The following is a 26,404-nucleotide window of genomic DNA, read 5'->3' as shown; positions in this document are numbered from 1 at the left end:
TTTTTATACACTTATACTGCAGAAAAAAACAGATAGATAATCACCTTGTTAGTTAAACACCAACAAACTTAATGAGGTAAGAAATGCAGTTAAATATTCCAAAATACTATTCCCTTGATGAACTTGCGTTAATCTTAGGCTGTGCTAATAATACATTACGTTATGATACAAATTTCCCTAAAGATATTAAAGTTGGCAAACGTCGAGTAGTTTACGATACGGCTGAAGTTAAAACCTATTTAGGAGGCAACCAGAGATAAATACGGCATTCAATATGATCGCCTGGTTCGTGAAAATGAAAGATACCAAATCACTAGTATCGCCCGTTCTACTGCTTGGCAATTTGAGAAAGAGGGTAAATATCCTTTAAGAAAATCGTTAGGCGCTAACTCTTGTGGTTGGTCATTAGTGGAATTACTTCACTGGATAGATAATCCTCGAGCAGCAGAAAAGATAAATCAACCAACTAAACGACGAGGATTTGCCAATGGGAGCTACTAAGATGATTGTTAAACAAGATGAATTAAGCGTAATTAAATTTGATGACATTGAAGTAAGAATCATTACTCATTTAGGTTAACCTTGGTTTATTGCTATTGATATAGCTAAAGCTTTGGAAATAATAAACTAAAGAAAAGCATTAATGTCATTAAAAGAAGATGAAAAGAATACTGTAACTTTAAGTTACGGAAATAGGAGGGATCCAAATTATGCCATAGTTTCTGAATCAGGATTTTATTAACTAATTTCAATAAGTAGAAAGGCAATTCAACAAGGAACATTTGCTTATCGATTTAGTAACTGAGTATTTTGTGAAGTTATTCCAACAAGTTAAAACAACATTAGGACAAGCTGAGTACCTCACCAAGAAAGAGTTAACCTTTGCTTTGCCTTTACTGGATAACGGCCACAGAGTTTATTAAGATAGATGTCGGTAAACACTTTATGAAAGACTAAAATAAACAGTGTTGTCATTTGAGTTTACTCAAAATTTATCAATTTTAAAAATAAAGAAAAAAATGGTATTTGATATTCATAATACCTAATGATTTTAATGAGAAAGTTTTTTAGCTATTTTTTATTTAACTTCTGGAAGCTCATTTTCCAAAAGTAATTTCTATATTTTTCTATTTATTTTAATCTGTTTTATTATCACAGCAATTTCTAATTATTTGTTATACTTTTTTAAGTTTATTATAAAAAGCTTTTTGAAAATTGTTTAATATATTTTTTAAAATAAAATGAATTAAGTAAATAAATACAGATATGAAATATGATAAAATAGTATAAATTTTGTGTTATTTATTTGAAGAGAATCCTATGAAATCAGTATCAACTCTGTTTTTTATTTCTTTAGTCCCTTTTGTTGCTAAAGCGCAAGAAACATTAATTGCTCCAATGCTGGAGAGTGATTCTGTATGTGAATCAGCAATAAAAAAAGGAATCACTAATGCTTATGATGCAAAAAATTATTGCCAGGCTATTGATGAAACTCCTGCATCTTTAATAGAAAAAAAACTTTCTACATTCGGACCTAAAAAAAGTAGTGACGGTAAATTTGAAATCGGTTATGTACTTACTTTACCTCTTTTATCATTCGTAGATATGAAAGAAAATGGTGAGTTTACTATTAATAAGAAAAATATTAGTTATCAACTTAAAACGATGAAAGATAGTAAATTGCCGGTTGTTATTTATCTCTTTTCAAATCATTTTAGTGTTTCTAAAGGGGCTAAGACCGAAGATATGATAGCCAATTTGGATAGAAAGAATCTGATGCAATTTAGTAATGGTAATATACCTATAGATAACTATTTTGCTGGTAAAACTTATCCATGGGCTATTAATGCAAGTGATTCGTTAATTGACAAAATACGTCAAGCATCTTTAAAAGAAATTCTCACTCAAATATGTGATATGGACAATTCAAACAAAAATAAAATCCGTGCTATGACTGTGCTTGGTGATGTACATTTTACATTTCCTAATTTTTTGGATGGAATGGGATATAAAGAAAAAATTCAACTTACAGATTATTCACCTGAGTCTGTTAAAAGATTTCGTAATTATTTAGTTAAAAAGTATGAAAAAATTGTAAATCTAAATAATAAATTTGGTTCACAATTTGAATCTTTTGAAGATATTAATCTTCCATCAAAAGATATTAATACAGATCATTTAAATAATTTCTTTGAACATCTAAATTATGAATCTTCAGGTAAATTGGCCATTTATGGTTGGGCAGAAAGAACATCAAATGGACCAGCAAAAATTAAAATTTTTGTAGATGGAGTTGATGCAGGGTATGCTGATACAGGGCTTAATCGAATAGATGTTTACCAAGCTTTACCCTCTCTTGGAACATCAGCTGTTGGTTATCGTTACTATCTAGATTTTCGTAACATGGATCATGGAATTCATTCTGTTGATATTGTACATGAAAATTCAGATAAATTGACATTGATGAAGCACCTTGATATTTCAGTTATGGATCGTCAGCAGAGTACTCCTAAACCAGTGGGTAAAGCAGTTGAATTTCCTATAGAAGAGAAAATTCAATTTTGGAATGATTACCCAGAGTCTTTGATAGCTGTTTATTATAATCCTCTTTCTGAAGAATTTTTTAATTTCAGAGAAAAAGAGGTGACTAAGGAAATTTCTAAGTATTCAGATATTGTTAGTTCTTCTTGTATTGGTAAAGATAAAGTTTTTTCACATCAAATTGCACCGGTATTCAATGGTGATTGGAATGAAGAAAAAATAGCTGCAGCAGATTCACTCAAAAAGAATAGTCATTATAATCTCGGTTTTAATACTTATGGTTCAGCTTTTTATGGTGATTATACATTTCAATGGTTGAAAAAATCAGAAATCAAAAAATATGGTCTACCTGAGGCTCATCCGATGCTTGAAGATGAAAGTGTTATAAAGAAGGCCATTTTACGTCATCATAATAACGGAGCAGTCTTTATGGTGCCTTATTATGTTGAATTAGCACCAAATACCTTTGAAAAAGATCAAAATCATGCAAAATTTGAGATAAAAGATGATAATAAGCAATATGGATCTTCACAGTATTTTAGAGCTATCCGCGATGTGATGAACGCTAATTATTAATTTTTATTTATCGTGATTTACTATACAAATTACTCACATATATTTTGTTGAGTTTTTGTATACTAAATCCTGTTAATTGGATATTTATTTTATTAAAAACTTAACTGAAAACTAAATATTAAGATTTTTATGATTAGTATATTACTATAAAAAAAAATTGGTGTTGGTAAATTAGTGATAACTTTCTAAGTATTTAACTTAGAAAATTCAGCTTAAATCAAATTAGTGGTATTAATTTTGACAACATCTGATCAATTATTTAAAAAAAAAAGCATTTTTACCTACTTTGATATTCATTATTGAATCTATAATCAAAATAACAAGGGTTAATGCTTTGTTCTATTAAAAATTAAAGCATATGAAATAATTTCTTAAATTTATCTTAGGAACTTCAAAATAACGAGTTAGTTTTATTATTAAATTGAGAATCTTAATTTGATATCAATTAAATAATAATTAGTTAATATTCTTGGGACTTAATTAATTTTTTTTCTTTTTTGTCAATTAATTTTGGATACTATAATGAATGCATATTTTTTGCTATTTTTGGCTATTATTTGTGAAGTGATTGCTACTTCATCACTAAAATTATCTAATGGTTTTACCAATCTTACTTATTCGGTGGTTACGATAGTGGGTTATAGCGCCTCTTTTTATCTACTATCATTAGCATTAAAGACTATTCCTGTTGGTATTGCTTATGCAATTTGGTCTGGAATTGGGATTGTGTTTATTAGTTTAATTGCCTGGATATTTATGAAACAAACATTAGATCTTGCCGCTTTAATTGGTATGGGATTTATTATGTTTGGTGTGGTTATTATTAACCTTTTTTCAAAAGTTGCTGCGCATTGATGGTACAAAGTTGCTGGTTACCACTTAGTCACCAGCAAAATTTATTGATTATCTAAGGATAAATCGATGTAATAAGATTAAATGACAAGTTTTATTCTGGTTTAATGAGATCTTTGATAAAAAATCACGAGATGTTCTATTTTGTTACCTTTGCTAAAAACACTGATTTTTCATTCTGAAAATAGTTATTTCAATGATTTTATACTTTATATCTTGTATAAATTTTATTGCAACAGAAAGATTGCCAGTATCAAAAATATAGTTGCTAAGAATCTTGAAATTTAAAACCACATCTTTTGATTCACTTTCAAATTGATAAGCAGTCTGACAGCTAGGTTGTTTTTTATCTCATTTTTTGTATGATTGAAAAATTATCCTAAGAATCATTTATTAATGATAATGTTTGGCTAATTACTTAAATACCTTAAATTGGGTTAACCAATAATCGCCTTTATCATGAACACAGCCACATAACACATTACCAGCCGTTTTTATAGTTAATTCACGATTATTACAGTATTGTTGTTCAAAATTCCATTCTATATCTACAATATCAAGACATTTTAAAATAAACTCAAAACTACTTTTAGCATTGATAACTTGATCATTCAACAGTGTGACCGGACAACTAGTTATGTCAAAGCCTAATGAATATATTTTACTGTCAATAATCATCACTTCTAATGCTTGATAAAAATAGCTGAAACCTTTGTTGTGGTTGTCGCTATTATAGTAGTGTTTTTTGCCTAAGGATTTTTTGGGTAAGATTGAATATAAATTGTGTTCAGATAATCCAACAGCTAAGTCTAAGTAGCGACCTGTTTTTAAAAAATCGGTGATATTCATTGATTTTTCCTCTTGGATTCAAGAGCTAAGTACGAATCTTAATGTAGCATGAAGGTGACAATAAAAAAGGTAGGTTGTTTATAATGATTTATCTGTCACCGACCAAAGTTGAGATAGCATCATGAAATATAAACAACTTACCCATAAAGAAAGATACCAGATTTCTTACCTAAAGAGTATGGGTCTTAAGAAAAAGGTCATAGCCCAAATACTAGCAAGGCATGTATCAACAATTTATCGAGAACTATATGAAAATAGCCGTTTTTAAAGATTTCATCCTTACCGTTAAGTACAAATTGTCTTGCATCATAAAGATTAACGTATCAGAAATATTGATTAAATTGCTATTCAGTTGCAAGTTGTCGACTCATAGCTTTAAGCATTTTTTTAAATAAATTATCTTTGCCAATTCTTTTTCTTTTTTAAACGTTCTCGGGTTAAGCTAGCAAAGGCATAATGATTTTACCTAATTTCATTTTTTAGGCTGCATGTTTTGTGCGATGAACTGCTTTAATCGTCTGATTTCGTTAATTAACTTAGGTATATCTTGTCTTGCATGGGCGATAAAGTCTTGATCGTTATTTGTTGCACCAATTAGTTCAATATCCTCACCACGCTCGTGTTCATTCCCCGTCATAATAAAATTGCTACCACTGCTATGATCACGACCTTCCACGTACGATTGCCATGGACCAGGTGTCGCACTATCACATCGGTTTTGAATTAGGTTTAATTCATCGTCCGATAGGCGGTTAGATTGCTTGATTATCTGTTTGGCAAAATCATTATAAATTTGAACAATCTCAGTTTTATTACTCGTTGTACAGCAATTCATTAACCGATTGGTTAAATCTGGATAATCTAGAATAGCCAATAGCTGCACCATTTTGCGGTAGATAATTTGATCATGATCATCAATATAATCATTTAATAGATTGATTATTTGCTGATTAATATAGGGATTGCTTTTCAGCTTTAGTAAAATTTCTTGTGCAAAAATACAGTTATCATTCTTATTATCTAATGCGATAGCAATAATGCTTGGTAGTAAATGGCCTAGCTGCTCATCCTTTAATTTACCCTCACCGATTAATCTTAATGCGACAACTTGTTGCGATGATAAATTCAGGGCGATTTGAAGCTGCATTAAAAAATCTGGACATTGCCGAAAATTGTTCTTAGCGGTTAACAGATCTTGTTCTGCCTGATTTAACGCAAGCCACTCTTTAGCATTAATAAGATATGTTTGTTGTAATTCTCTTATTTTTTTGGTTAGGATTTTCAGATAATAAATCATTGCATATGTTAAGACACAAATTCATGAGTATCTGTTTTTGTACCGTTGAGTAATTATTATTAAGATAAGCGTATAAATATTTAGCTAACCACTCAGATGTTCGATATTTAATTGGGACTTCATATTTCCAGTCTTGACTAAAGGTATCAATAAAGGGGAAATCTAAGTCTTGGCATAATTTAGAGAATTCACTCATTTTTTATTCTTTTATAGAATGATTGTTATTTCATTATAACCAATTGTTTTACAATTGAAATACCATATATCCTGTTCATTTTATTGATAGATGATTGAGCACCTTTAGCTCAAATAAAGCTAATTTGTAATTTATTTTATTAATTTAAGATTGACCGGATTAGCCAATTCGATAATCAGTTGAAAATTGGCGCTTGATTCAACCATAATTGATTGGTTGGTTAATGGTAATACTTTGATAAAAGGATTCGATTTTTCAAAATATATCACCCAAATTAAATCCTGATTAGCCGATAGATAGGCAATAAAACCTTCTGAACCATAACTACCTTCTCCTATAATACATTGATCACCATTAGCAAGAGTGATTTTATCGAAAATATCAATATTGGTTAAATTATCGGCATCGTTATTTAAAATAACATTAAGGTCAAATTTTTCACCTACATGAATTGATAATTGCGGAAAAAATACCGCATCGAGCGCAATAGATTGACCACTGGCAAAATAAATACCGTCTTTAATTGGCAATTGTTGCTTGTGCCATAATTCCACTATTTTAGTCATAAAATCATCCTAGTTCAAAGACAAAATTGATAAGCTCTCGTCCATTTGTAGCGAATATTAAGCAAGCCTGTTTTTACTTGGCAAATATTATTGACCTTGATTCTCAAATGTTAAATAACCGCAACATACAAAGCGCTATCAAATATCTTCATTATCTATAATCGTAAAAGAGTGATGATATATAGTGTTGGCAGATTATTGCAAATACTGATGACGATAGCTTTTAAGTGAAAGCTTAATCAAGTACTTGAGTATCAATGTGATAAATACTTAAGCGAGTTAAAAGTTGATTATCGCTATCCAGATAACTAATAGATAAAATATCGGTAATCTTTCGCACTAAACACGTTATTAAATCTATTGCTAACAGCATTAAGTCCAGTTCTGATTAATTGTCTGCATTAGATAAATGATATTATTTTAATCATCATAATGTTTTGTCTTTTCAAATCGTTGAATAAACTGTTTTCTAAACCATAAACTGACCATTCTTTTCTTTTTATCTTTTTTGAACAGTTTTTTTCTATAATCTGAACGCAATTTAATCTTTGGCGCTCTATCTGTTTGTATTGATGACTTAATTAGGCTTTCTTCATTTGTTGTGATTAAACTAGGTAAAGTTGCATATAATTTAATGCCTGCACATAATCTAAATACTTTAAACATATCTGCTTCATAACGCACAGGGAATAGAAAGTTAATCAACTTTTGCGCCGCGTCCTTTGTAATGATATAACCAGAAGCTCTCACCGCCTTGGTCACTTCAAAAAGATCAAAATTGTTCAAATTAAGTTTTTTGTTTACAAGATAATCAAAATCACCAGTTAATAAAAAAATTCCTTTTTTATTATTTTTTTCTTCAAAAGCTTTTAAAAAATCAGGTAATTTTGTATCAAATAAAGTATCATCCTCAATAATTAGTGCATAGGGTAAGTTATATTCTATAATTTTTTTATAGACATTGATATGACTCAGCGCACAACCGATTTCGCCTTTCGTTAAATAATTATTGGGATAATCATAGACAATGTTTTGAATAAATGATTCAGATAGTGTGTAACCATCGACTGCATTATAGATTTCGAAATCAAGTTTTAATTTTTGACACTCTTTTTTTATATTTTCTCTTTTTTCTGATTCTCTTTCTAAGTTTATAATAAACGTCTTCATTTCATTCACTTTCCTAATTTAATCGCCCGAAAGTATATCATGTTGTTAAAAACATAAAAGTGAGTAAGAAAGTTATTTATAATACCCCTACAAAAATAGGTGACTTAAGTATATACTCATAAAAATTTAAGTCGTTATTCTATCCGATGCCATTATTCCACATAATGAAAGTATCAGGTATTGTGCCAATTTCTCAGTTAAGGATCATTGAGTATGATTTTAGGTAATATTAATCATTTAGGGTTAGTCCCTTATTTGCCCGCCAAAATAAAACAATCCATTGAATATGTAAAAGACAATGTTAATAGCAATACCCCTGTTGGTCGTTATGATATTGACGGTGATAATATGTTTTTTATGGTGTCTGATAATTCATCAAGATATATTCATGAAGCAAAGCCTGAATACCATAAAAAATATATTGATGTGCAAATTGTTTTAGCGGGTCAAGAAGGGATGGCTATTTCTACTTTACCTCCTTATACTCAAATTTTAGATGATAAAATCGCTGAAAATGATATTGCTTTTATCGAGACGCCAAAAGAAGAAACCATGTTAATATTACAACCGAACGATTTTATTGTTTTTTTACCTAATGAAGTGCATAAACCGCTTTGTGCTGTCGATAATAAGATTGCAATGGTTCGAAAAGTTGTGGTAAAAATCGCATTGGATTATTTATAAATAGAAGTAAGGATTTTAGGTAGCACTATGACAACAAAAATCGCTGTTATTGGCGAATGTATGATTGAACTTTCGATAAAACAAGATTCAACAACCCGCAGCTTTGGAGGCGATACACTTAATACGTCGGTTTATTTATCTCGTTTATTAAAAAATAAAGATTTTTCGATTCACTATGTGACTGGATTAGGAACTGATCCTTTCAGTCAAGAAATGCTAGATAGCTGGCATAAAGAGCAGATCCAAACCGATCTTGTGCAAAAAATGTCTGATAAAATGCCTGGGCTTTATTCGATTGTGACCGATGAACATGGCGAACGCTCATTTTATTATTGGCGTAATGATGCAGCGGCTAAGTTTTGGTTAAAGACGACTCAAACTGAAAGTATCACCCAGCAAATAGCTCACTATGAATATGTTTATTTGAGTGGCATTAGTATCGCCATATTAGATGCTGAAAGTATTTTGAAATTATTGGATTTATTAAAACGCGTTAAAGCCAATGGTGGTAAAGTGATTTTTGATAATAACTTCCGTCCGCGCTTATGGCGTAGTCTTGATTTAGCGCGTAGCGTATATGCCGATATTCTATCTTACACCGATATTGCATTTTTAACGCTAGATGACGAAGATCTATTATGGGGCAAACTACCATATGAACAAGTCATTGACCGTACTAAAAACTTTGGTGTGACAGAAATTGTGATTAAACGTGGTAGCGATAGTTGTATTATCGAATCAGCCGAAGGGCGTTTTGATGTACCTGCTAATAAAATAGCCAAAGAAAAAGTGATTGATACGACGGCTGCAGGCGACTCATTTAGTGCCGGTTACCTGGGTGCACGTTTAAGTGGGCAAAATCCTGCGCAATCAGCATTGCAAGGGCACCTTGTTGCCGGCACTGTTATTCAGTATCGTGGGGCTATTATTCCTTTGGATGCTACGCCGACATTAATTGAAAATTAGCCAATAAAACGGTCAATAATGACCGTTTTTTATACCACAATAACGTATATTAAAATATTAGTTATAAAATATTAAATGCTGATTTTTAGGGTTCAATAAATAGATTAGGGCAATATTGCAAAAGAACGTACCGGAAAACCTGAGGCATTATTGGGTTTGGCTACGATATTAAAAATAACTGCTCCTTTGGTTGGCAATTGATCTAAATTGGTCATTAACTCAACTTGATAAGTATCTTGCTCTAAAACATAGTATTCACCCTTTAACGCATTATTTTCTCGAAATGCTTTCGCAGAGTCAGTATCAAACGTTTCGTGACCAATAGCTTTAATTTTACGCTCTTCAAATAAAAATTTTAATGCATCAATTCCCCAGCCTGGAATTTGATTGTTTCCTTCTATATCTTTATTTTCCATTGCTGATTGTGAAGGCCATTTCTTACTCCAGTCTGTTCGCAGTGCGACAAAACTACCCGCTTCAATTTGTCCGTGTTGTTTTTCAAAAGCTAAAACATCATCTTTAGAAAAAGAAAAGTTGGGATCTTGTTCTGCGCGTTTAGATTGATCGATTACGATTAATGGTAATACTAATTCTTGTAATTCAAGTTCATGCAAATACCGAGTATTAGGAACAAAATGAATTGGTGCATCTAAGTGGGTACCATATTGACCAGCGAAACTAAAATTCTGTGCTAAAAAGCCGTCGTTATGATCGAACAGCGTTTTTATTTCAGCAGGTTTAAACATAAAAAAATGGGGAGAATTGTGATCGAATGCATGAGTTAAATCTACCCATTTTTTCGATTTTAATAAATTTAATGCTTGCAAGACTTCGTTATTCAAAATAGCTCCTTTTTTTAAAAAAACGTATGATTGGTTTATTGTAAGGTGAGTAAATTCTCTAAACTAATAATTTTCAGTTATAAAAATATAATTTTTAGTTCTAATTTATTTACCAAAAAGTTTGAATACGCACAGTAAGGGGCAAAAAATGCTTTATTCGTGCTAATTAATTAAGAATTATTGGCTAATATGATTGAAATTTTGCTAACCGACACTATTGATCTATATAGTAGTATATTTAATCAAATGTTACTGGTATAATATACAGTTAATTTTTTCCTAATTCGTCTAAAAACTCACTTTAAGAAGAGATCTATGTCAATCAAAGATATCGATATTCGTGGTGCGCGAACGCACAATCTGAAAAATATCAATGTAATCATTCCTAGAGATAAGCTGGTTGTGATTACCGGACTTTCTGGTTCAGGAAAGTCGTCGTTAGCATTTGATACTTTATATGCAGAAGGACAACGCCGTTATGTTGAATCGTTGTCGGCTTATGCTCGTCAGTTTTTATCGCTTATGGAAAAACCCGATGTGGATCATATTGAAGGATTATCACCAGCGATTTCGATTGAGCAAAAATCAACATCGCATAATCCGCGTTCAACAGTAGGGACAATCACTGAGATTTATGACTATTTACGACTTTTATTTGCTCGTATCGGTGAACCACGTTGCCCAAATCATAATTTACCTTTAGCTGCGCAAACAGTCTCGCAAATGGTTGATAGTATTATGGCGTTGCCATCTGAAAACCGTTATATGTTGCTTGCCCCCGTTGTTACTGAACGTAAGGGTGAATTTGTTAAACTGTTTGAGCAGCTCGCAGCCAGTGGTTATATCCGTGTTCGAGTTGATGGTGATGTGTATGATCTATCTGATCCCCCAATACTCGAACTTCAGAAAAAACATACGATTGAAGTCGTGGTGGATCGTTTTCGTATTCGCGATGATTTAAAATTACGTTTAGCTGAATCTATTGAAACCGCACTTTCAATAACAAATGGTATTGTAAAAGTTGCCAATTTAGATGATCCAAAAGCCGAAGAACAGCTATATTCAGCTAATTTTGCTTGTCCAATTTGTGGTTATAGCATTTCTGAACTTGAGCCTCGATTATTTTCGTTTAATAATCCAGCCGGTGCTTGTCCTGAATGTGATGGCTTAGGGGTACAGCAATACTTTGATCCAAAACGTATTGTGCAAATGCCCGAGGTTTCATTGGCTGCTGGCGCAATTAAGGGATGGGATCGTCGTAATTTTTATTACTTTCAGATGTTAACATCACTCGCCGAGCATTATAAGTTTGATATTGACACTCCTTATGAAAAATTACCGGCAAAAATAAAAGATATTTTATTAAATGGTTCTGGTAATACCGAAATTCAATTTGTTTACACTAATGATCGTGGTGATGTAGTTAAACGTAAACATGTTTTTGAAGGGATTATTAATAATCTAACTCGCCGCTATAAAGAAACCGAATCGCAAACTATTCGTGAAGAGCTGGCTAAATATATTAGTAATCGTCCTTGCCCAAGCTGTGGTGGTTCTCGATTATGTGCCACAGCACGGCATGTCTATGTTAATGATACTAATTTGCCAACGATTAGTGATTTAAGTACACAACAAGCCAAAGATTTTTTTGATAAGCTAACTTTAACTGGTCAACGTGCGCAAATCGCTGAAAAAATACTGAAAGAGATTAATGATCGTCTACAATTTTTAATTAATGTTGGATTAAATTATTTGACTTTGTCACGTTCGGCCGAAACGTTATCGGGTGGTGAGGCACAACGTATTCGATTAGCTAGTCAAATCGGTGCTGGATTGGTTGGCGTGATGTACGTTCTTGATGAACCGTCAATCGGTTTACATCAACGAGATAACACCCGTTTAATTGATACGTTGACCCATTTACGTGACCTAGGTAATACCGTTATTGTCGTTGAACATGACGAAGAAGCCATTATGGCGGCCGATTATGTGATAGATATTGGCCCCGGTGCTGGTGTGCATGGTGGTGAAGTTGTTGCACAAGGTACACCAAAACAGATTATGGACTGTAAAAATTCATTAACTGGTCAATATCTATCTGGTAAAGAAAAAATTGAAATTCCCAAAAATCGGACTAAAGTCGATAAAAAACGAATACTTTCACTTATTGGTGCAACCGGTAATAATCTTAAAGATGTTACCTTAAATATTCCTGTCGGCTTATTTACCTGTATTACTGGCGTGTCTGGCTCGGGTAAATCGACTTTGATTAATGATACTTTATATCCACTTGCACAAAATGAGTTAAATGGTGCAGAAAAGAGTGAAATTGCACCTTATAAAGCAATAAAAGGGCTTAACTATTTTGATAAAGTGATTGCGATTGATCAAAGCCCAATTGGTCGTACACCCCGATCTAATCCTGCAACTTATACTGGATTTTTTACTTCTATTCGTGAACTCTATGCAGGCGTACCTGAAGCGCGTGCACGAGGATATAATCCAGGTCGATTTAGTTTCAATGTAAAAGGGGGACGCTGTGAAGCTTGTCAAGGTGATGGTCTAATAAAAGTTGAAATGCACTTTTTGCCCGATATCTATGTACCTTGTGATCAGTGTCATGGCGCACGATATAATCGAGAAACATTAGAAATCAAATACAAAGGTAAATCGATTAACGAAATCCTCAACATGACTGTTGAAGAAGGTCGAGAATTTTTTGATGCGGTACCGATGATTTCACGCAAATTACAGACTTTAATTGATGTTGGTCTTGCTTATATTACCATTGGTCAGTCAGCAACAACATTATCCGGCGGTGAAGCGCAACGAGTAAAACTTGCAAAAGAGTTATCTAAGCGAGATACTGGTAGCACACTTTATATTCTAGATGAACCAACTACTGGTTTACACTTTGCAGATGTAAAACAGTTACTTGCACAGTTACACTCGTTGAGGGATAAAGGCAATACCATTGTTGTTATTGAACATAATTTAGATGTTGTCAAAACTGCCGATTGGATTGTTGATTTGGGGCCTGAAGGTGGTAGTGGTGGCGGTCAAATAATTGCCGAAGGTACACCAGAAGATGTTGCTGAATCGAAAATATCTTATACTGGGCAATATTTAAAACCATTATTAGAAAAGCAAAAAAAGAGTTAAAGTTGTTTGTTAATAATGACATTAGGGATTAGTTCTTTACTTGAGTATAATTTGTATTATTAACAATTTAATGCCGCATAAAGCAGTTAATACCAATGCGGCATTACCTGTTTTTACTTGGATCATTAAAAATTATGAGGGATGGCATTTTGATAATACAAATTGTAACGATGATCATTATTGCCTATTTATGTGGATCACTATCCGGTGCGATGATTATTAGTCGTATTATGCAATTACAAAATCCCTCATTACATGGTTCTCATAATCCGGGGGCAACAAATGTACTGCGCATTAGTGGCAAATTGCCAGCAGTATTTGTGTTAGTTTTTGATATGCTAAAAGGTGCTATTCCTGTTTATATTGCTTATCGGCTTGGTATTTCCCCTTTCTTTTTAGGCATAATTGGTATTGCTGCTTGTTTGGGTCATATTTTTCCTTGTTTTTTTCATTTTCGCGGTGGAAAGGGCGTGGCGACAGCTTTGGGGATGATGGTCCCAATTGGGTTAGATTTTACCGGTTGTTTTATTTTAACTTGGCTTATTGTCTTACTTATCACCGGTTATTCTTCTGTTGCTGCTATTGTTGGTTTTCTTTTAGCGCCATTTTATGTTTGGTTATTTAAACCTGAACTCACCTTGCCTGTTGCGATGCTTTCATGCCTAATTATTGTTCGGCATAGCAGTAACATTGCCAGACTATTTAAAGGTGTTGAGCCTAAAAGTCTTTATCGTAAACATTTAAAATAGTTGAAAGCAGTATCAAATGTTTGTTAATTTGTTTTGAATGTTAACAACATTATGACTTATAAAATATAAATTATTAGAAAAATTGCTTACACATTTTTGAATAAATTTGATTAATCGTTAATTAAATCAATAGAACATATCTTGTTTAATCAATAATAGAAACAAGGTATGATGAATATAAATAATAAATTGTTGGTTACTAAATTATTTTATGCAAATTAGCCCATTACTAGAATCATTAATGGAATCCTTGCGTTGCTTGCCAGGCGTAGGACCAAAATCAGCACAACGAATGGCTTTTCATTTATTACAACGCAATCGACAAGGTGGTATAAATTTAGCGCATGTATTGCATGAAGCTATGATTAATATAAGCCATTGTAAGCAGTGTCGTACTTTTACTGAACAAGATATTTGTAATATTTGTGCTAATGTTCGCCGGCAAAGTAGTGGTCAGCTTTGTGTGGTTGAAACACCGGCTGATATCATTGCTATTGAACAAACGGGACAATATAGTGGACGCTATTTTGTCTTATTGGGTCATTTATCACCGCTTGATGGTATTGGACCAACGGATATTGGTCTTGATTTGCTTAAACAAAGATTATCAACAGAGCAAATAAATGAAGTTATTTTAGCTACTAATCCGACTGTTGAAGGTGATGCTACAGCTAATTATATTGCGCAAATGTGTCTTGAATTTAATGTTATCGCTACGCGCATTGCTCATGGTGTTCCGGTTGGTGGTGAACTTGAAATGGTAGATGGTACAACACTATCTCATTCATTTATTGGTCGTCAAAAAATAGAATTTTAATCTTATTTATTTAGTAAGATTGTTTATAGTATAAAATTAACGATTGGATATTTACTTTAAGGTTAAATGGTATAAACACAAGAGGATAGATATGAAGTATAAAGCGGTTGCGTTTGATATGGATGGCACATTATTGGCGAGTAATCGCCTAATTTTACCAGAAACAGTTGATGTACTAAAAAAAATCAGTGATAAAGGTATAAAAGTTATTTTAGTTTCTGGTCGCCATCATTCAGTTATTTATCCTTATTATTATCAACTTAACTTATCAACGCCGGCTATTTGTTGCAACGGATCGTATCTTTATGATTTCGAAAATCATAAAACTTTAGCGGCAAAACCAATGACTAAAGATCAAGCTAATATATTGTTAAATCTAGTTAACCATTATGGTATCCATACTTTGATTTACACTGATAAGATGATGACTTATGAAGTTTTAGATGATCATCTGGAAGGATTTTTTAAATGGGTTAATGCGCTACCAGCTTTTTTACAGCCTGAAATTAAAAAGGTCGATAGTTTTGCAAAGGTAATTGAAGAGTCTAAAGCAATATTTAAATTTGCAACAAGTAGTCATAATTTACCCGCATTACAGCAATTTTCGCAAGCAGTGGACAAACTTGATCAGTTTTCGTGTGAATGGTCTTGGTCGAATCGTGCTGATGTTGCGATCAAAGGCAATACTAAAGGTAATGGACTTACTCATTGGGCACAACATGAGCAAATCGATTTAAACGAAATTGTTGCTTTTGGTGACAGTTATAATGACATCAGTATGCTAACGATTGCAGGATTGGGCATCGCGATGGGAAATGCTGATGATGAAGTTAAATCACATGCCAATTATGCAATTGGTGATAATAACAGCCCAAGTATTGCAACTGAATTGAAAAAACTCTTTTTATAAGTAACGTGGTAAATATTGATTGTGTTCGACATTCTTTATCAAGATAATGATTTAATTGCGATTAATAAGCCTTCAGGATGGTTGGTACATCGTAGCTGGTTAGACAAACAACAAACCGTTGTTGTTATGCAAACACTAAGGGATCAAATTGGGCAGCATGTCTTTCCTATACATCGGTTAGATAGACCAACCTCTGGTGTATTATTATTTGCATTATCAAGTGACGTTGCGCGTCTAATGTCAGAACAATTTAACTCAAAACAAATTGAAAAAACTTATCATGCAATAGTTCGTGGTTATGTCGATGGTGAAGCAGTGATTGATTATCCCTTGATTGAAGAGCTCGATAAAATTGCCGATAAGTTTGCGCAACGTAATAAACCTGCTCAAGATGCTGTAACTTTTTATCGAGCGATTAGCAAAATTGAGATACCTGTCAGTGTTGGAAAATTTAAAACAGCACGATATAGCTTTGTAGAGTTAAAACCTAAGACTGGTCGAAAACACCAATTACGTCGTCATATGAAACATATCTTTCATCCCATTTTAGGCGACAGCAAGCATGGCGATCTTCATCAAAATAGAGCTTTCACTGACTATTTTGGTATTAAACGATTAATGTTACATGCTAGCTGTTTAGCGTTAATTCACCCTATCACACAACAACCGATAGTGATTGAAGCTAAATTAGATCAAAGTTGGCAAAATATGCTTCTTAATTTCAAATAGCTGATATTGAGTATATTGTTTATTTTTACCTTTGATTCATCTAGATAAATACGTTAGTATGTTTCGTAAGTATGAGCCATATTTATTATTGCAATATGGCTTAACAGTTTAATACATTTTAAATTATCCCTGTAAGGAAATGAAACAATGAAATTAGTAATGAAATTTTTTAGCGTCTTTTTACTTGCTCTTATAGTCTCAGCATGTTCTTCCGAAGAATCACCAGAAAGAACGGCCGAAAATTGTGTTAAAGCTGTTTATAGCGGTGATCTAGAGACTGTTATCAATCTAATGTATCTACCAGAAGACAAAACTAACAAAAATTTTGATATGAAAGACTTAGTTAAATCAAAAATGCAACAAGTCATAGATAAAGCACAAAAATTGGCTCAAGCACATGGTGGCGTTGATAAAGTTCAAGCTTCCCCTGCTGAATATATCAATGAAGATAAAACGATGGCAAAAGTTAAAACCACTGTCTTTTTCAAAGATAAAACGCAACAAGAGGGTGGGAGTGCAAGTTTAATAAAAATTGATGGTAAATGGTTGATGAATTTTAACTAGTCTATCAATGATTGAATAATCAATATTGTGATAATACAATAAAAAAGGGTAAAGCGTATTTACCCTTTTTTATTAGGAATTGGTTTTGATGAAATATGTTCGCTTTTTTCCTATAATTTTTATCATATTGACGAAGTTGGTTTTGACCAATGTACCGGTTGCTACTGCCGATGTAAATCGTCAATTAACAGCTTCAGTAAAAGTGGGCGATTGGATCTTTAGAAAAGGGATTCAAGTTGATAGTCTTATTGTTAATCAGGTTAGTGGTGGGGATTTTTCACATATTGGTATGATAATATCTATCGAGCCTGAAGTTAAAATTATTCACGCAACAACAAGTGATGATATTAACTATCCAAACCAAGTCATTATTTCTAGTTTAGCCGAATTTATCACTCCAGAGTTTGCCGAAAAATATGCGGTAGCCAGACCTAATTTTTTGTCAGATCGACAAAAGCAGCAAATTGTTGAGGATATTTTAACGAAAAAGGGTGAGGAATTTGTATTAGCATCGCGTGATCACCCCCATTTGTACTGCACTACACTGCTTTTTGATTCCATTGTTAAAGTTCAACCTGATTTTAATCCAGAATGGACGTATTCACATGTTCCGTTATTAACGGGCATTTACTTATTTCCAAATGCGTTTGCTAATTATCCTAATATTACTTGGATCTATAAGTACCCTGAAGTCAATTAAGGTTTCTAGTCATAACTAAATTAAATAATGAGCATTGTATAATAAATCAACATGCTTTGACGATATATTCAGCTTGAATTACACTGTGTAAAAAATCAATTGTTGATAGCAGATTTATTATGATTCCTCGATTATCCATCTCGCCTCAAATAAATGAGGTAACACTTAACTATTTAATAGCGCTTAAAAATTCTGCTTATACAGGTGATATTGAACACAGCTATGCATCACGTCTTAGCATGGCGACAGATAATAGTATCTATCAATTGATGCCTCAAGCTATTTTATTTCCTCGTTCAACTGATGATGTACAATTACTAGCAAGTATAGCTCAACGTGATGAGTTTAAAACGATAAAATTTACCCCAAGGGGTGGAGGAACAGGCACCAACGGGCAGTCATTAAACAGTGGTATTGTTGTCGATCTGTCACGTTATATGAACCGAATTTTAGCGCTCAATATTGAAGAAGGTTGGGTGAGGGTTGAGGCTGGTGTCGTTAAGGATCAATTAAATCAATACTTAAAACCTTATCGCTATTTTTTTGCACCCGAACTTTCAACCAGTAATCGGGCAACCATTGGCGGGATGATTAATACCGATGCTTCAGGACAAGGTTCGATGATATATGGTAAAACATCTAATCATGTTTTGGCACTCAAAGCGGTATTAATTACTGGTGAATTACTTGAAACAGGCAAAAAAAATCTAACCGAAATCGAAAAATTAGCGCATGATTCTTCTATTTATCGTTCTGTTTTTGATTATTGCAAAAATAACCGTCAATTGATTTTAGATAAATTTCCTCAATTAAATCGCTTTTTGACCGGTTATGATCTTAAACATGTTTTTAATGATAATTTGACTGAGTTTGATTTAACACGAATCATAACAGGTAGTGAAGGATCATTAGCGTTTGTCACCGAAGCTAAATTAAATATTATTCCATTACCAAAATATCGATTTTTAATTAATATCAAATATGATTCATTTCAATCCGCGCTAAGTAATGCTCCCTTTTTAGTCAAAGCAGACGCTTTATCTGTTGAAACAGTGGATTCAAAAGTTTTAGGGCTAGCCAAAGAAGATATTATTTGGCAATCGATTAAGGACCTAATTACAGAGGTCGATAATCATCAGATGCAAGGTATCAATATTGTTGAATTTGCTGGTAATGATTTTGATTCTGTCAAAGGGAAAATGGATAAGTTATGCCTGATTCTTGATCAACTTATGTTAGATCATTCAACAGGCATCATCGGCTATCAAACATGTCACGAACTTGGCGAAATTGAAAAAATTTATGCAATGCGTAAAAAAGCAGTAGGTTTGCTTGGTAATGCTAAAGAGGCGCGTAAGCCGATTCCTTTTGTTGAAGATACATGTGTTCCTCCTGAGCACTTAGCCGATTATATTCATGAATTTCGAGCATTACTTGATAGCCACAATTTAACATATGGTATGTTTGGACATGTCGATTCTGGGGTATTACATGTTAGACCCGCCTTAGATATGTGTGATCCACAGCAAGAAAAGTTAGTAAAGCAAATCTCGGATCAAGTTGTGGCGCTGACGGCTAAGTATGGCGGTTTACTTTGGGGTGAGCACGGTAAAGGTTTTCGTAGCGAATATAGCCCAGCATTTTTTGGCGAAACGTTATATCATGGGCTTCGTATTATCAAAACAGCATTTGATCCTGATAATCGTCTCAATCCAGGTAAAATTTGTGCACCATTAAATAGTAATGACCCCATGATAAGTATTGAATCAGTCACGCGTGGTTTTTATGATCGACAAATTCCAATTAGTGTAAAACGCGTATTTCATGGTGCCACTGAATGCAATGGTAATGGTCTTTGCTTTAATTTCGATGTTAATAGTCCAATGTGCCCATCAATGAAATTGTCTCAAAACCGTATTTATTCACCGAAAGGGCGGGCAGCATTAGTGCGGGAATGGCTACGTTTGATGGTAGAATTGGGTGTTAAAGAAGATGAACTTAATACATTATTACCCAAGGAACAGAGTCGTTTAGTCAGTTTTGCTAAAAAGCTTGTTTATACTTTACAGGCCAAATTTGGCCAATATGATTTTTCTCACGAGGTAAAAGATTCGATGGCCCATTGTTTGTCATGCAAAGCATGCTCAACACAATGTCCGATTAAAATAGATGTACCTGATTTTAAGGCTCGGTTTTTACAACTTTACCACACCCGTTATTTAAGACCAATGCGTGATTATTTAGTTGGTAATATTGAATCCTATTTACCATTAATGGCTCGTGCCCCACGTTTTTTTAATTTTTTTATGAAAATGTCAGTGACAGAATACCTGACTAATAAAACAGTTGGAATGGCAAGTTTACCAATGTTGTCGTTTCCAACATTAAAAAAACAGTTAATTGGGCATCCTAGCGCAAATGTTAAATTAGAATATTTACAGAATTTATCGGCGACTGAAAAAGCGCAATATGTATTAGTGGTGCAAGATCCCTTTACAACCTATTACGATGCAAAAGTCGTATTTGATTTTGTGTGTTTGATTGAAAAATTAGGCTTCAAACCCGTTGTATTGCCTTTTGTCCCTAATGGTAAGGCTCAGCATATAAAAGGCTTTTTAAAACAATTTGCCAAAACTGCTCAAACTGCTTCTGATGTGTTATCGCAAATAGCGCAATTAAATATTCCAATGGTTGGTGTTGATCCTGCTTTAGTGCTTTGCTACCGTGATGAATATAAATTGATTTTACAAGATAAGTTAGGCGATTTTAGTGTTTTACTGTCACATGAGTGGCTGACGCATGTTTTAACTAAGATTTCAAAACCTAATATCACAATCAGTAATGGTGATAAACAATGGTTTTTACTTGGTCACTGTAGCGAAACGACACAATTACCAGCAAGTAATCAACAGTGGCAATATATTTTCAAGCAGTTTGGCGCACAATTACAACCTATTAGTGTTGGATGTTGTGGTATGGCAGGTACATATGGTCATGAAGTTAATAATTTGCACTCATCGAAACAGCTGTATCAATTATCTTGGCAAAAAGCACTTGAAAAATATCCTAAACAATTTTGTTTAACAACGGGTTATTCTTGTCGCAGCCAAGTTAAGCGCTTTGATAACTATAGTTTAAAACACCCTGTGCAGGCATTATTGGAGTTGGTTTCGTTTAATTGTTTAACTTAATGTGTCATTGTCATGCTTTAGCATAACTAACTTCATTGATGAATGGTAAATTTAAGTGAGTAGGGCAATGCAAAATAGCCCTTAATTTAATTGTAAGAAGCGCAATAAAATTGCGCTTTTCTATTGGTTATTTGTTAATGAATTATTCTAAGTAGATAGATTGCATTAATTTGAAGTGTTCATCAGTAAAACCAAGCTCTTGCTTGATATAATTACTTGGCGTTCCTGCTACTTTTTTCATGGTATTGAGGATTTCAATTACAAAACTTTCTCGAGTATCAATTAGACTTAGCAGATAACCAAGCACATCTTCATTATCGGTAATCTTGCGATAAGCCGCCATTTTAATTTTATTTCTTTCTAAGCGATTATCGTGTGTCAACATGTAATCATAAATGATGTCATCTTCACTCACACCAAGCATGACTTGAATTAATAATACGCCATAACCTGTTCTGTCCTTTCCGCCACGACAATGCTGAATGCTAGGGCTATTATTGGCATCTAAAACAACGTTGAGCATTTGCCGATAAGCATTTTTAGATTTATCGCTTAATACAAAATTACGATATTGTTCTAGAACTTGTTTGCCTTCGCCATTGACCAACTCTTTTGGTATATCTCGAATAACACTTTCAACTAATGCACGATCTTCATCACTTGGATCGGCGGCAAACTGTGCGGCCAGTTCGGCTGTTTGTGCTGATGCATCTAAATGGAAGGTATGTTTTTCACCGACAAAAGTATTTGGGCTGGTTTTGATTTCGTTTATGCTTCGATAATCAATAATCGTTTTAATCCCTAATGCTTTGATATATTGTTCAGCATCCGGCTTTAAACCATATAAATGATTAGAACGATAAAGTTGTCCCCATTTTACACGTTTACCTGATGCACCTAGGTAGCCACCAAAATCACGAAAATTATTTAGTCCGGTTATAGGTAATGTTCTTTCAGCAAATATGAAGTTATCTTTTCCTACAATGGCCAAAATTAAATAAATTCGTTTTTTACCCTGTAATGGGTCATCAAAAGTAAAAGGACTTTTTATGTTTTTACTCACTAACGTTTTATGTACAGAGTTGGCATTAGCTTCATCAGTCCAATATAAATCTACAGGTTGGTTTTGATCAATGTTAAACGAGACTTCTAATTGTCCAACTTTATTGCGGATAACTGATGCTATTTGTGTTTTTGTAATCATGATTCATCCTTACTTTAATATACCAAACATTGAAAATATCACGCCAATTACCATGACACCTAAAATCAAAGTAACGGTATATTTTCCTTGAAATTTTTTAACTAAAAAGAATGTAGCCAAGGCAAAAAGTAAGGTCAAACAGTTTGGCATGACTTTATCAAACATCTCTTGTACTTTTATGGATTGTTCACCGACATTAATCGATAGTGGTGTGGATATTTTTACCGTTGTTGCAATTAATGAACCCAAAACCATAACACCTACAACATTAGCTAGATTACTTATTCGTTGAATAATGTTAGAATTTTTAGATTGTTCTATGAGATCAACCCCTTTGTTATAACCATAATGAATAAAAAAGTATTTTGATAGTACATTCACCAAGTTATAAATCAAAAACATTAAAATCGGACCAATAATGTTACCTTGTAAGGCAAAAGCTGCGCCAATACTGCCGCAAATTGGCATCCAAGTAAATTTTAGTAAGCTGTCACCCAGACCTGCAAAGGGTCCCATCAGGCCTGCTTTAACCGATACAACGGCTTCTTTTTCATCTTCGCTGGTTTTTTCTTCCATTGCAGCGGTTACACCTAATATTAATGCACCAGCATTAATTTGCGTGTTAAAAAACTCCAAGTGGCGTTTCATAGCCCGCACACGGGTTTCTTGATCAGCATCATGATAAAGCCGTTCTAATACCGGCGTCATACAGTGGGCGAATCCGATCATCTGCATTTTTTCATAGTTATAAGAAAAAGACATGGTTTGCAGATTCCAAAAGATACGATTAAGATCTTTTTTAGTGATTTTATGTTGAGTGCTCATAGATCATAGTCCTCTTCAGTATTATTTAATGCAGGTTTATTATCTGATTGTTCGGCGTTATTGTTATTACTGTTACCACTTGACGCCATGTCATAAAGCACAGCAAAGGCAAGGGCGATAAAGGTGATTGGAATAATAGGTAATTTTAAGTAAGTGGTTAACATAAAACCAAGTAAAAAGAAGAACCACATGCGTCCTTTTAACAACATTAATAATAAGATACAAATACCGACCGCTGGAATTAATTTTGATGCAACGCCCATGCCGTCAATAATACTTTTTGGAATAGCATCAAGAATGGTTTTAACTAAATCACTACCAAAATAAATCGCAATAAAGCACGGCACAGCTCGAATTAAAAACCAGACAGGCGTTGAAAAAAAGTGAACTCTAGCTAGGCCTTTATAACTTCCACTTAATACAGAACGTTCTGCCCATGGATTAAGGAAACAAGCAAACGAACGCCAAATAATGAGTAATTGTTGGCACAGTAAAGAGACCGGCACGCCAAGTGCAATTCCTGTTGCAATACCACCACCTGTTGTAATCCCTAAAGACACACCAATAATTGCGCCTGCAACAATGTCGGGCGCTGAATAAGCCCCTACATTGCCAATACCCATCCACATTAATTCTAGGGTAGCACTAATGGCAAGTCCCTGAACCATATCTCCCATAATAATTCCAGCTACCGTACCGGTTAATAATGGTCTTCGTAGCATTTGTGGTCCGACGTCATCCATCGAACAAATTCCCGCCCAAATGGCGACAAGAATAGCCTGTGTTAACATAAGTTAACCTCCAATTTGATTAGTCATAGCGATAAAAGCGAAAATCAGTTAAGTAAAGTTTTAAGATCAACTACTGGATCTTTTGGCACCATTTGGACTTCAACTTCAACATTATTCGCGATAATATTTCTAAAAGCCTGTTCTTCTTCAGGCGTAACAGATACCGCTCTTGATAATTGATGACGCCCGTCTTGCATGCGCATACCACCAACATTCAATTTTTCTAGCTCAAGTCCGCCCTCGATTAAGGCATTAACATCAATACTATTGGTAAATAAAAGCATAGTACGTTTTTTGATAGGGGTCTTTTTTAAGATATCAATAAATTGTTGAACACCGAAAACCAATACTTTTAATCCTGGCGGTGCTGACATGGTTAGTACTGATTGCTGTACTTTATCCGCAGCGACCTTGTCATTGATTATCAGCACTTGTTCAATATCGTAATTTTTTACCCAAGTAGTAATTACTTGTCCATGGATTAAGCGATCATCAATTCTAGCTACATTAATTGGCATGGTGTTCTCCTTACAGCTCATTAGATTGTTCACGATGAGAATTGAGTACTTGACTAACGTCAATACAACTTTGTGGGAAGGTTTCTTCAATAGCTTGTTTAACGTCTGTGAGTGTTTCTTCTCGATTGTTTAAAACTTCAAGTAATACAGGAATGTTAAAGCCACAAAACAACAATACATCATCATGAGTTAATAAAAGTTCACTAGCAAGATTGCATGGTGTTCCACCAAGAATATCGACTAAAATAATTACACCTTTACCATTATTTAATTTTTGATAACTTTCTTGCATTTGTTGGCGTAAATTATCAATATTGCTATCGATTAAAACCGAAATCACTTGCATGTTTGATTGTTTACCCATCAGCATTTCGGCACATTCAAGTGCACCTTGTGCAAACGGGCCATGACTGGCAAGAATGATTGGTATTTGTGTTTGCATCATCTATTTCCTTTAGCTTTTTAGTAATAATATTACTTTTATGTGTTTTATATTTAGTAATAAAATTACATCTATGTGCGATGTAAGTCATCTCTTTTTTTTAGATTTTTAAAAATTTGTGAACTCGATCATATTTATAAAAAAAAGTGTTTTGGGCTTGGTAAATTGCAATTTAGATAGTGGCATAGTTGAAGTGATAAAATTCACTATCAATATGATTAATAGTGATTAATTAGGTAGGCTAATCAAACATTAGTTTATTGTTTGATCATTGTTTTATTAATGTGGATATTTTCGTTCTTCACGGTGTAGGATTTGTTGTAACAAGCGTTCATCATATTTACGTATAAACAAATTCGTGACTAGCATGTTGATTACCGAAATTTGTGATATTTTGGAACGAATAGGAATTAAGCGAGAAACATGTTCGGTTGATGTGGTATGTAAAATTACCTCAGCAAGCGATGATACCTGGCTTTGTCCCATTTTAGTTATTGCAATAGAACGTACATTGTTTTTTTGAGCTAACTTAAGTAAGTCTATGCATTCCGGTGTTTCACCTGAGTGCGATATAATAATAATTAAATCATTGCCGTCTAAATTATTAGCAATACTTTTTTGAATGTGGGAATCGAAATGGCAGCTGACATCTTTTTTTATTTTAATGAGTTGATATTCTAATTCCTTACCAACTAATCCACTGCTACTTGCGCCAAAAATAATAATTTTATTGCTATCTATGATTAGGTCGATAGCTTTATTTAATGATTCCAAATTAATCATCGAGTGGGTTTCATCTATTGATGATTTTTCCATTGATTGGACTTTATTATTCACATCTTGCAGGGAATCATTAAGATTGATGTCATCTTGTAACACATCGGTGTTGAGTTTTCGGGGGAGGGAAGAAATAAGATCGACTTTAAAATCACTAAAACCACTATATCCTAATTTATTGCACAAACGCAAAATGGTGCTGGTGCTAACTTGATTTAATTTAGCTAATGATTGAATGCTCATATTTTTTAATGCATCGGTGTTTGCTTGAATAAACGTTGCCACAGCAAGTTCTTTTGCGGACAGATCTTTTTTCACTTCCCTAAGTTTTAAATCAATCATTACCCACCTCAATGTTCAAATCTCATATTCTGAGTATACAAAATTAGTGTATAAATTTGAAAAATTTATAATTAAATCTTATCTATTCTAAATGTGATTTAATTATTTCACGTTGATGCACTCGATAAAATAAGTTTTATTGAT

Annotated in this window: 27 protein-coding genes; 16 read left to right on the top strand and 11 right to left on the bottom strand. The window is 33.4% G+C overall.

The window, feature by feature from the left end; translation table 11 throughout:
• Positions 1-83 precede the first annotated feature (83 nt).
• The 5 genes from J3U59_RS01555 to J3U59_RS01540 all read left to right on the top strand — a co-directional run bounded on the left by J3U59_RS01555 (position 84) and on the right by J3U59_RS01540 (position 3,972).
• Complete coding sequence (locus tag J3U59_RS01555; protein ID WP_267332618.1) at positions 84-260, top strand: helix-turn-helix transcriptional regulator; 177 nt, start codon at positions 84-86, stop codon at positions 258-260.
• A gap of 7 nt (positions 261-267) precedes the next feature.
• Positions 268-501 carry an AlpA family phage regulatory protein gene (locus J3U59_RS12015; protein ID WP_416379626.1) on the top strand — a complete coding sequence of 78 codons (234 nt, stop codon included), beginning with the start codon at positions 268-270 and terminating at the stop codon, positions 499-501.
• A 281-nt stretch (positions 502-782) separates the two neighbouring features.
• Complete coding sequence (locus J3U59_RS01550; protein WP_267332619.1) at positions 783-923, top strand: hypothetical protein; 141 nt, start codon at positions 783-785, stop codon at positions 921-923.
• Between the two features lie 397 nt (positions 924-1,320).
• The gene (locus tag J3U59_RS01545) at positions 1,321-3,117 is read left to right on the top strand and encodes a beta-galactosidase (protein ID WP_267332620.1); all 1,797 of its coding nucleotides are present in this window, start codon (positions 1,321-1,323) and stop codon (positions 3,115-3,117) included.
• A gap of 522 nt (positions 3,118-3,639) precedes the next feature.
• Positions 3,640-3,972 (top strand): DMT family transporter, encoded by a 333-nt coding sequence (locus J3U59_RS01540; RefSeq protein ID WP_267332621.1) that lies wholly within the window; start codon positions 3,640-3,642, stop codon positions 3,970-3,972.
• Between the two features lie 411 nt (positions 3,973-4,383).
• Here the strand turns inward: J3U59_RS01540 and J3U59_RS01535 are convergent, their stop codons facing one another.
• Positions 4,384-4,818: a hypothetical protein gene (locus tag J3U59_RS01535; protein WP_267332622.1), complete on the bottom strand. Its 435-nt coding sequence runs from the start codon at positions 4,816-4,818 to the stop codon at positions 4,384-4,386.
• 121 nt (positions 4,819-4,939) lie between these two features.
• On the opposite strand from J3U59_RS01535, the gene J3U59_RS12010 reads away from it, so the two are divergent.
• Entirely contained in the window at positions 4,940-5,086 is a 147-nt protein-coding gene (locus tag J3U59_RS12010) for a helix-turn-helix domain-containing protein (RefSeq protein ID WP_416379529.1), read from the top strand.
• A gap of 204 nt (positions 5,087-5,290) precedes the next feature.
• Here the strand turns inward: J3U59_RS12010 and J3U59_RS12005 are convergent, their stop codons facing one another.
• The 3 genes from J3U59_RS12005 to J3U59_RS01520 all read right to left on the bottom strand — a co-directional run bounded on the left by J3U59_RS12005 (position 5,291) and on the right by J3U59_RS01520 (position 8,047).
• On the bottom strand, positions 5,291-5,587 hold the full coding sequence (locus J3U59_RS12005) for a hypothetical protein (protein ID WP_416379540.1): 297 nt from the start codon (positions 5,585-5,587) through the stop codon (positions 5,291-5,293).
• Positions 5,588-6,442: 855 nt separating this feature from the next.
• Positions 6,443-6,877 carry a hypothetical protein gene (locus tag J3U59_RS01525; protein ID WP_267332624.1) on the bottom strand — a complete coding sequence of 145 codons (435 nt, stop codon included), beginning with the start codon at positions 6,875-6,877 and terminating at the stop codon, positions 6,443-6,445.
• Positions 6,878-7,297: 420 nt separating this feature from the next.
• Positions 7,298-8,047, bottom strand: a complete 750-nt coding sequence (locus J3U59_RS01520; RefSeq protein ID WP_267332625.1) for a glycosyltransferase family 25 protein — start codon at positions 8,045-8,047, stop codon at positions 7,298-7,300.
• A 213-nt stretch (positions 8,048-8,260) separates the two neighbouring features.
• On the opposite strand from J3U59_RS01520, the gene J3U59_RS01515 reads away from it, so the two are divergent.
• On the top strand, positions 8,261-8,731 hold the full coding sequence (locus J3U59_RS01515; protein ID WP_267332626.1) for a YhcH/YjgK/YiaL family protein: 471 nt from the start codon (positions 8,261-8,263) through the stop codon (positions 8,729-8,731).
• Between the two features lie 27 nt (positions 8,732-8,758).
• Complete coding sequence (locus J3U59_RS01510) at positions 8,759-9,697, top strand: sugar kinase (RefSeq protein ID WP_267332627.1); 939 nt, start codon at positions 8,759-8,761, stop codon at positions 9,695-9,697.
• Between the two features lie 104 nt (positions 9,698-9,801).
• Here J3U59_RS01510 and J3U59_RS01505 read toward each other — a convergent pair whose 3' ends face one another.
• Positions 9,802-10,539: a cyclase family protein gene (locus J3U59_RS01505; protein WP_267332628.1), complete on the bottom strand. Its 738-nt coding sequence runs from the start codon at positions 10,537-10,539 to the stop codon at positions 9,802-9,804.
• Between the two features lie 321 nt (positions 10,540-10,860).
• Between J3U59_RS01505 and uvrA the strand changes: the two genes are divergently transcribed.
• The 8 genes from uvrA (at position 10,861) to J3U59_RS01465 (ending at position 21,361) form a co-directional block, all read left to right on the top strand.
• Positions 10,861-13,701, top strand: a complete 2,841-nt coding sequence (gene uvrA, locus J3U59_RS01500) for an excinuclease ABC subunit UvrA (RefSeq protein WP_416379541.1) — start codon at positions 10,861-10,863, stop codon at positions 13,699-13,701.
• Between the two features lie 149 nt (positions 13,702-13,850).
• On the top strand, positions 13,851-14,450 hold the full coding sequence (plsY, locus tag J3U59_RS01495; protein ID WP_267332630.1) for a glycerol-3-phosphate 1-O-acyltransferase PlsY: 600 nt from the start codon (positions 13,851-13,853) through the stop codon (positions 14,448-14,450).
• A 211-nt stretch (positions 14,451-14,661) separates the two neighbouring features.
• Positions 14,662-15,267, top strand: coding sequence for a recombination mediator RecR (recR, locus tag J3U59_RS01490; RefSeq protein WP_267332631.1), 606 nt, complete (start codon positions 14,662-14,664; stop codon positions 15,265-15,267).
• Between the two features lie 91 nt (positions 15,268-15,358).
• Positions 15,359-16,177 (top strand): pyridoxal phosphatase, encoded by an 819-nt coding sequence (locus J3U59_RS01485; protein ID WP_267332632.1) that lies wholly within the window; start codon positions 15,359-15,361, stop codon positions 16,175-16,177.
• Between the two features lie 21 nt (positions 16,178-16,198).
• On the top strand, positions 16,199-16,906 hold the full coding sequence (gene truC, locus J3U59_RS01480; RefSeq protein WP_267332633.1) for a tRNA pseudouridine(65) synthase TruC: 708 nt from the start codon (positions 16,199-16,201) through the stop codon (positions 16,904-16,906).
• Positions 16,907-17,053: 147 nt separating this feature from the next.
• A complete protein-coding gene (locus J3U59_RS01475; RefSeq protein WP_267332634.1) occupies positions 17,054-17,470 on the top strand; it encodes a DUF4878 domain-containing protein in 417 nt (138 codons plus the stop codon).
• 88 nt (positions 17,471-17,558) lie between these two features.
• Entirely contained in the window at positions 17,559-18,170 is a 612-nt protein-coding gene (locus tag J3U59_RS01470; protein WP_267332635.1) for a YiiX/YebB-like N1pC/P60 family cysteine hydrolase, read from the top strand.
• A gap of 119 nt (positions 18,171-18,289) precedes the next feature.
• On the top strand, positions 18,290-21,361 hold the full coding sequence (locus tag J3U59_RS01465) for an FAD-binding and (Fe-S)-binding domain-containing protein (RefSeq protein WP_267332636.1): 3,072 nt from the start codon (positions 18,290-18,292) through the stop codon (positions 21,359-21,361).
• A gap of 142 nt (positions 21,362-21,503) precedes the next feature.
• On the opposite strand, the gene J3U59_RS01460 is transcribed toward J3U59_RS01465, so the two are convergent.
• From J3U59_RS01460 to J3U59_RS01435, 6 genes are all read right to left on the bottom strand, one after another.
• Positions 21,504-22,565 carry a tyrosine-protein phosphatase gene (locus tag J3U59_RS01460; protein ID WP_267332637.1) on the bottom strand — a complete coding sequence of 354 codons (1,062 nt, stop codon included), beginning with the start codon at positions 22,563-22,565 and terminating at the stop codon, positions 21,504-21,506.
• 9 nt (positions 22,566-22,574) lie between these two features.
• Positions 22,575-23,390, bottom strand: a complete 816-nt coding sequence (locus J3U59_RS01455) for a PTS system mannose/fructose/sorbose family transporter subunit IID (RefSeq protein ID WP_065635003.1) — start codon at positions 23,388-23,390, stop codon at positions 22,575-22,577.
• Positions 23,387-24,181: a PTS mannose/fructose/sorbose/N-acetylgalactosamine transporter subunit IIC gene (locus tag J3U59_RS01450; protein ID WP_267332638.1), complete on the bottom strand. Its 795-nt coding sequence runs from the start codon at positions 24,179-24,181 to the stop codon at positions 23,387-23,389. The genes J3U59_RS01455 and J3U59_RS01450 overlap by 4 nt, the downstream gene beginning before the upstream one ends.
• 44 nt (positions 24,182-24,225) lie before the next feature.
• Positions 24,226-24,699: a PTS system mannose/fructose/N-acetylgalactosamine-transporter subunit IIB gene (locus tag J3U59_RS01445; protein WP_267332639.1), complete on the bottom strand. Its 474-nt coding sequence runs from the start codon at positions 24,697-24,699 to the stop codon at positions 24,226-24,228.
• A gap of 10 nt (positions 24,700-24,709) precedes the next feature.
• The gene (locus tag J3U59_RS01440; RefSeq protein ID WP_267344235.1) at positions 24,710-25,141 is read right to left on the bottom strand and encodes a PTS sugar transporter subunit IIA; all 432 of its coding nucleotides are present in this window, start codon (positions 25,139-25,141) and stop codon (positions 24,710-24,712) included.
• Between the two features lie 279 nt (positions 25,142-25,420).
• Positions 25,421-26,260 (bottom strand): MurR/RpiR family transcriptional regulator, encoded by an 840-nt coding sequence (locus tag J3U59_RS01435; RefSeq protein WP_267332641.1) that lies wholly within the window; start codon positions 26,258-26,260, stop codon positions 25,421-25,423.
• Between the last annotated feature and the right edge of the window lie 144 nt (positions 26,261-26,404).

Origin of the sequence: Gilliamella sp. B3783 (assembly GCF_026536125.1) — a bacterium.
Lineage (GTDB): Bacteria > Pseudomonadota > Gammaproteobacteria > Enterobacterales > Orbaceae > Gilliamella.
The sequence above is the reverse complement of the archived record's forward strand: the minus strand, read 5'-3'. Positions and strand labels throughout refer to the sequence as shown.

Bases quoted from the DNA above. Each gene is read 5' to 3' on its own strand.
- J3U59_RS01555 (WP_267332618.1), top strand. From the start codon at position 84: ATGCAGTTAAATATTCCAAAATACTATTCCCTTGATGAACTTGCGTTA.
- J3U59_RS01545 (WP_267332620.1), top strand. From the start codon at position 1,321: ATGAAATCAGTATCAACTCTGTTTTTTATTTCTTTAGTCCCTTTTGTT.
- J3U59_RS01540 (WP_267332621.1), top strand. From the start codon at position 3,640: ATGAATGCATATTTTTTGCTATTTTTGGCTATTATTTGTGAAGTGATT.
- J3U59_RS01535 (WP_267332622.1), bottom strand. From the start codon at position 4,818: ATGAATATCACCGATTTTTTAAAAACAGGTCGCTACTTAGACTTAGCT.
- J3U59_RS12010 (WP_416379529.1), top strand. From the start codon at position 4,940: ATGAAATATAAACAACTTACCCATAAAGAAAGATACCAGATTTCTTAC.
- J3U59_RS01525 (WP_267332624.1), bottom strand. From the start codon at position 6,877: ATGACTAAAATAGTGGAATTATGGCACAAGCAACAATTGCCAATTAAA.
- J3U59_RS01520 (WP_267332625.1), bottom strand. From the start codon at position 8,047: ATGAAGACGTTTATTATAAACTTAGAAAGAGAATCAGAAAAAAGAGAA.
- J3U59_RS01515 (WP_267332626.1), top strand. From the start codon at position 8,261: ATGATTTTAGGTAATATTAATCATTTAGGGTTAGTCCCTTATTTGCCC.
- J3U59_RS01510 (WP_267332627.1), top strand. From the start codon at position 8,759: ATGACAACAAAAATCGCTGTTATTGGCGAATGTATGATTGAACTTTCG.
- recR (WP_267332631.1), top strand. From the start codon at position 14,662: ATGCAAATTAGCCCATTACTAGAATCATTAATGGAATCCTTGCGTTGC.
- J3U59_RS01485 (WP_267332632.1), top strand. From the start codon at position 15,359: ATGAAGTATAAAGCGGTTGCGTTTGATATGGATGGCACATTATTGGCG.
- J3U59_RS01475 (WP_267332634.1), top strand. From the start codon at position 17,054: ATGAAATTAGTAATGAAATTTTTTAGCGTCTTTTTACTTGCTCTTATA.
- J3U59_RS01470 (WP_267332635.1), top strand. From the start codon at position 17,559: ATGAAATATGTTCGCTTTTTTCCTATAATTTTTATCATATTGACGAAG.
- J3U59_RS01465 (WP_267332636.1), top strand. From the start codon at position 18,290: ATGATTCCTCGATTATCCATCTCGCCTCAAATAAATGAGGTAACACTT.
- J3U59_RS01460 (WP_267332637.1), bottom strand. From the start codon at position 22,565: ATGATTACAAAAACACAAATAGCATCAGTTATCCGCAATAAAGTTGGA.
- J3U59_RS01455 (WP_065635003.1), bottom strand. From the start codon at position 23,390: ATGAGCACTCAACATAAAATCACTAAAAAAGATCTTAATCGTATCTTT.
- J3U59_RS01450 (WP_267332638.1), bottom strand. From the start codon at position 24,181: ATGTTAACACAGGCTATTCTTGTCGCCATTTGGGCGGGAATTTGTTCG.
- J3U59_RS01445 (WP_267332639.1), bottom strand. From the start codon at position 24,699: ATGCCAATTAATGTAGCTAGAATTGATGATCGCTTAATCCATGGACAA.
- J3U59_RS01440 (WP_267344235.1), bottom strand. From the start codon at position 25,141: ATGCAAACACAAATACCAATCATTCTTGCCAGTCATGGCCCGTTTGCA.
- J3U59_RS01435 (WP_267332641.1), bottom strand. From the start codon at position 26,260: ATGATTGATTTAAAACTTAGGGAAGTGAAAAAAGATCTGTCCGCAAAA.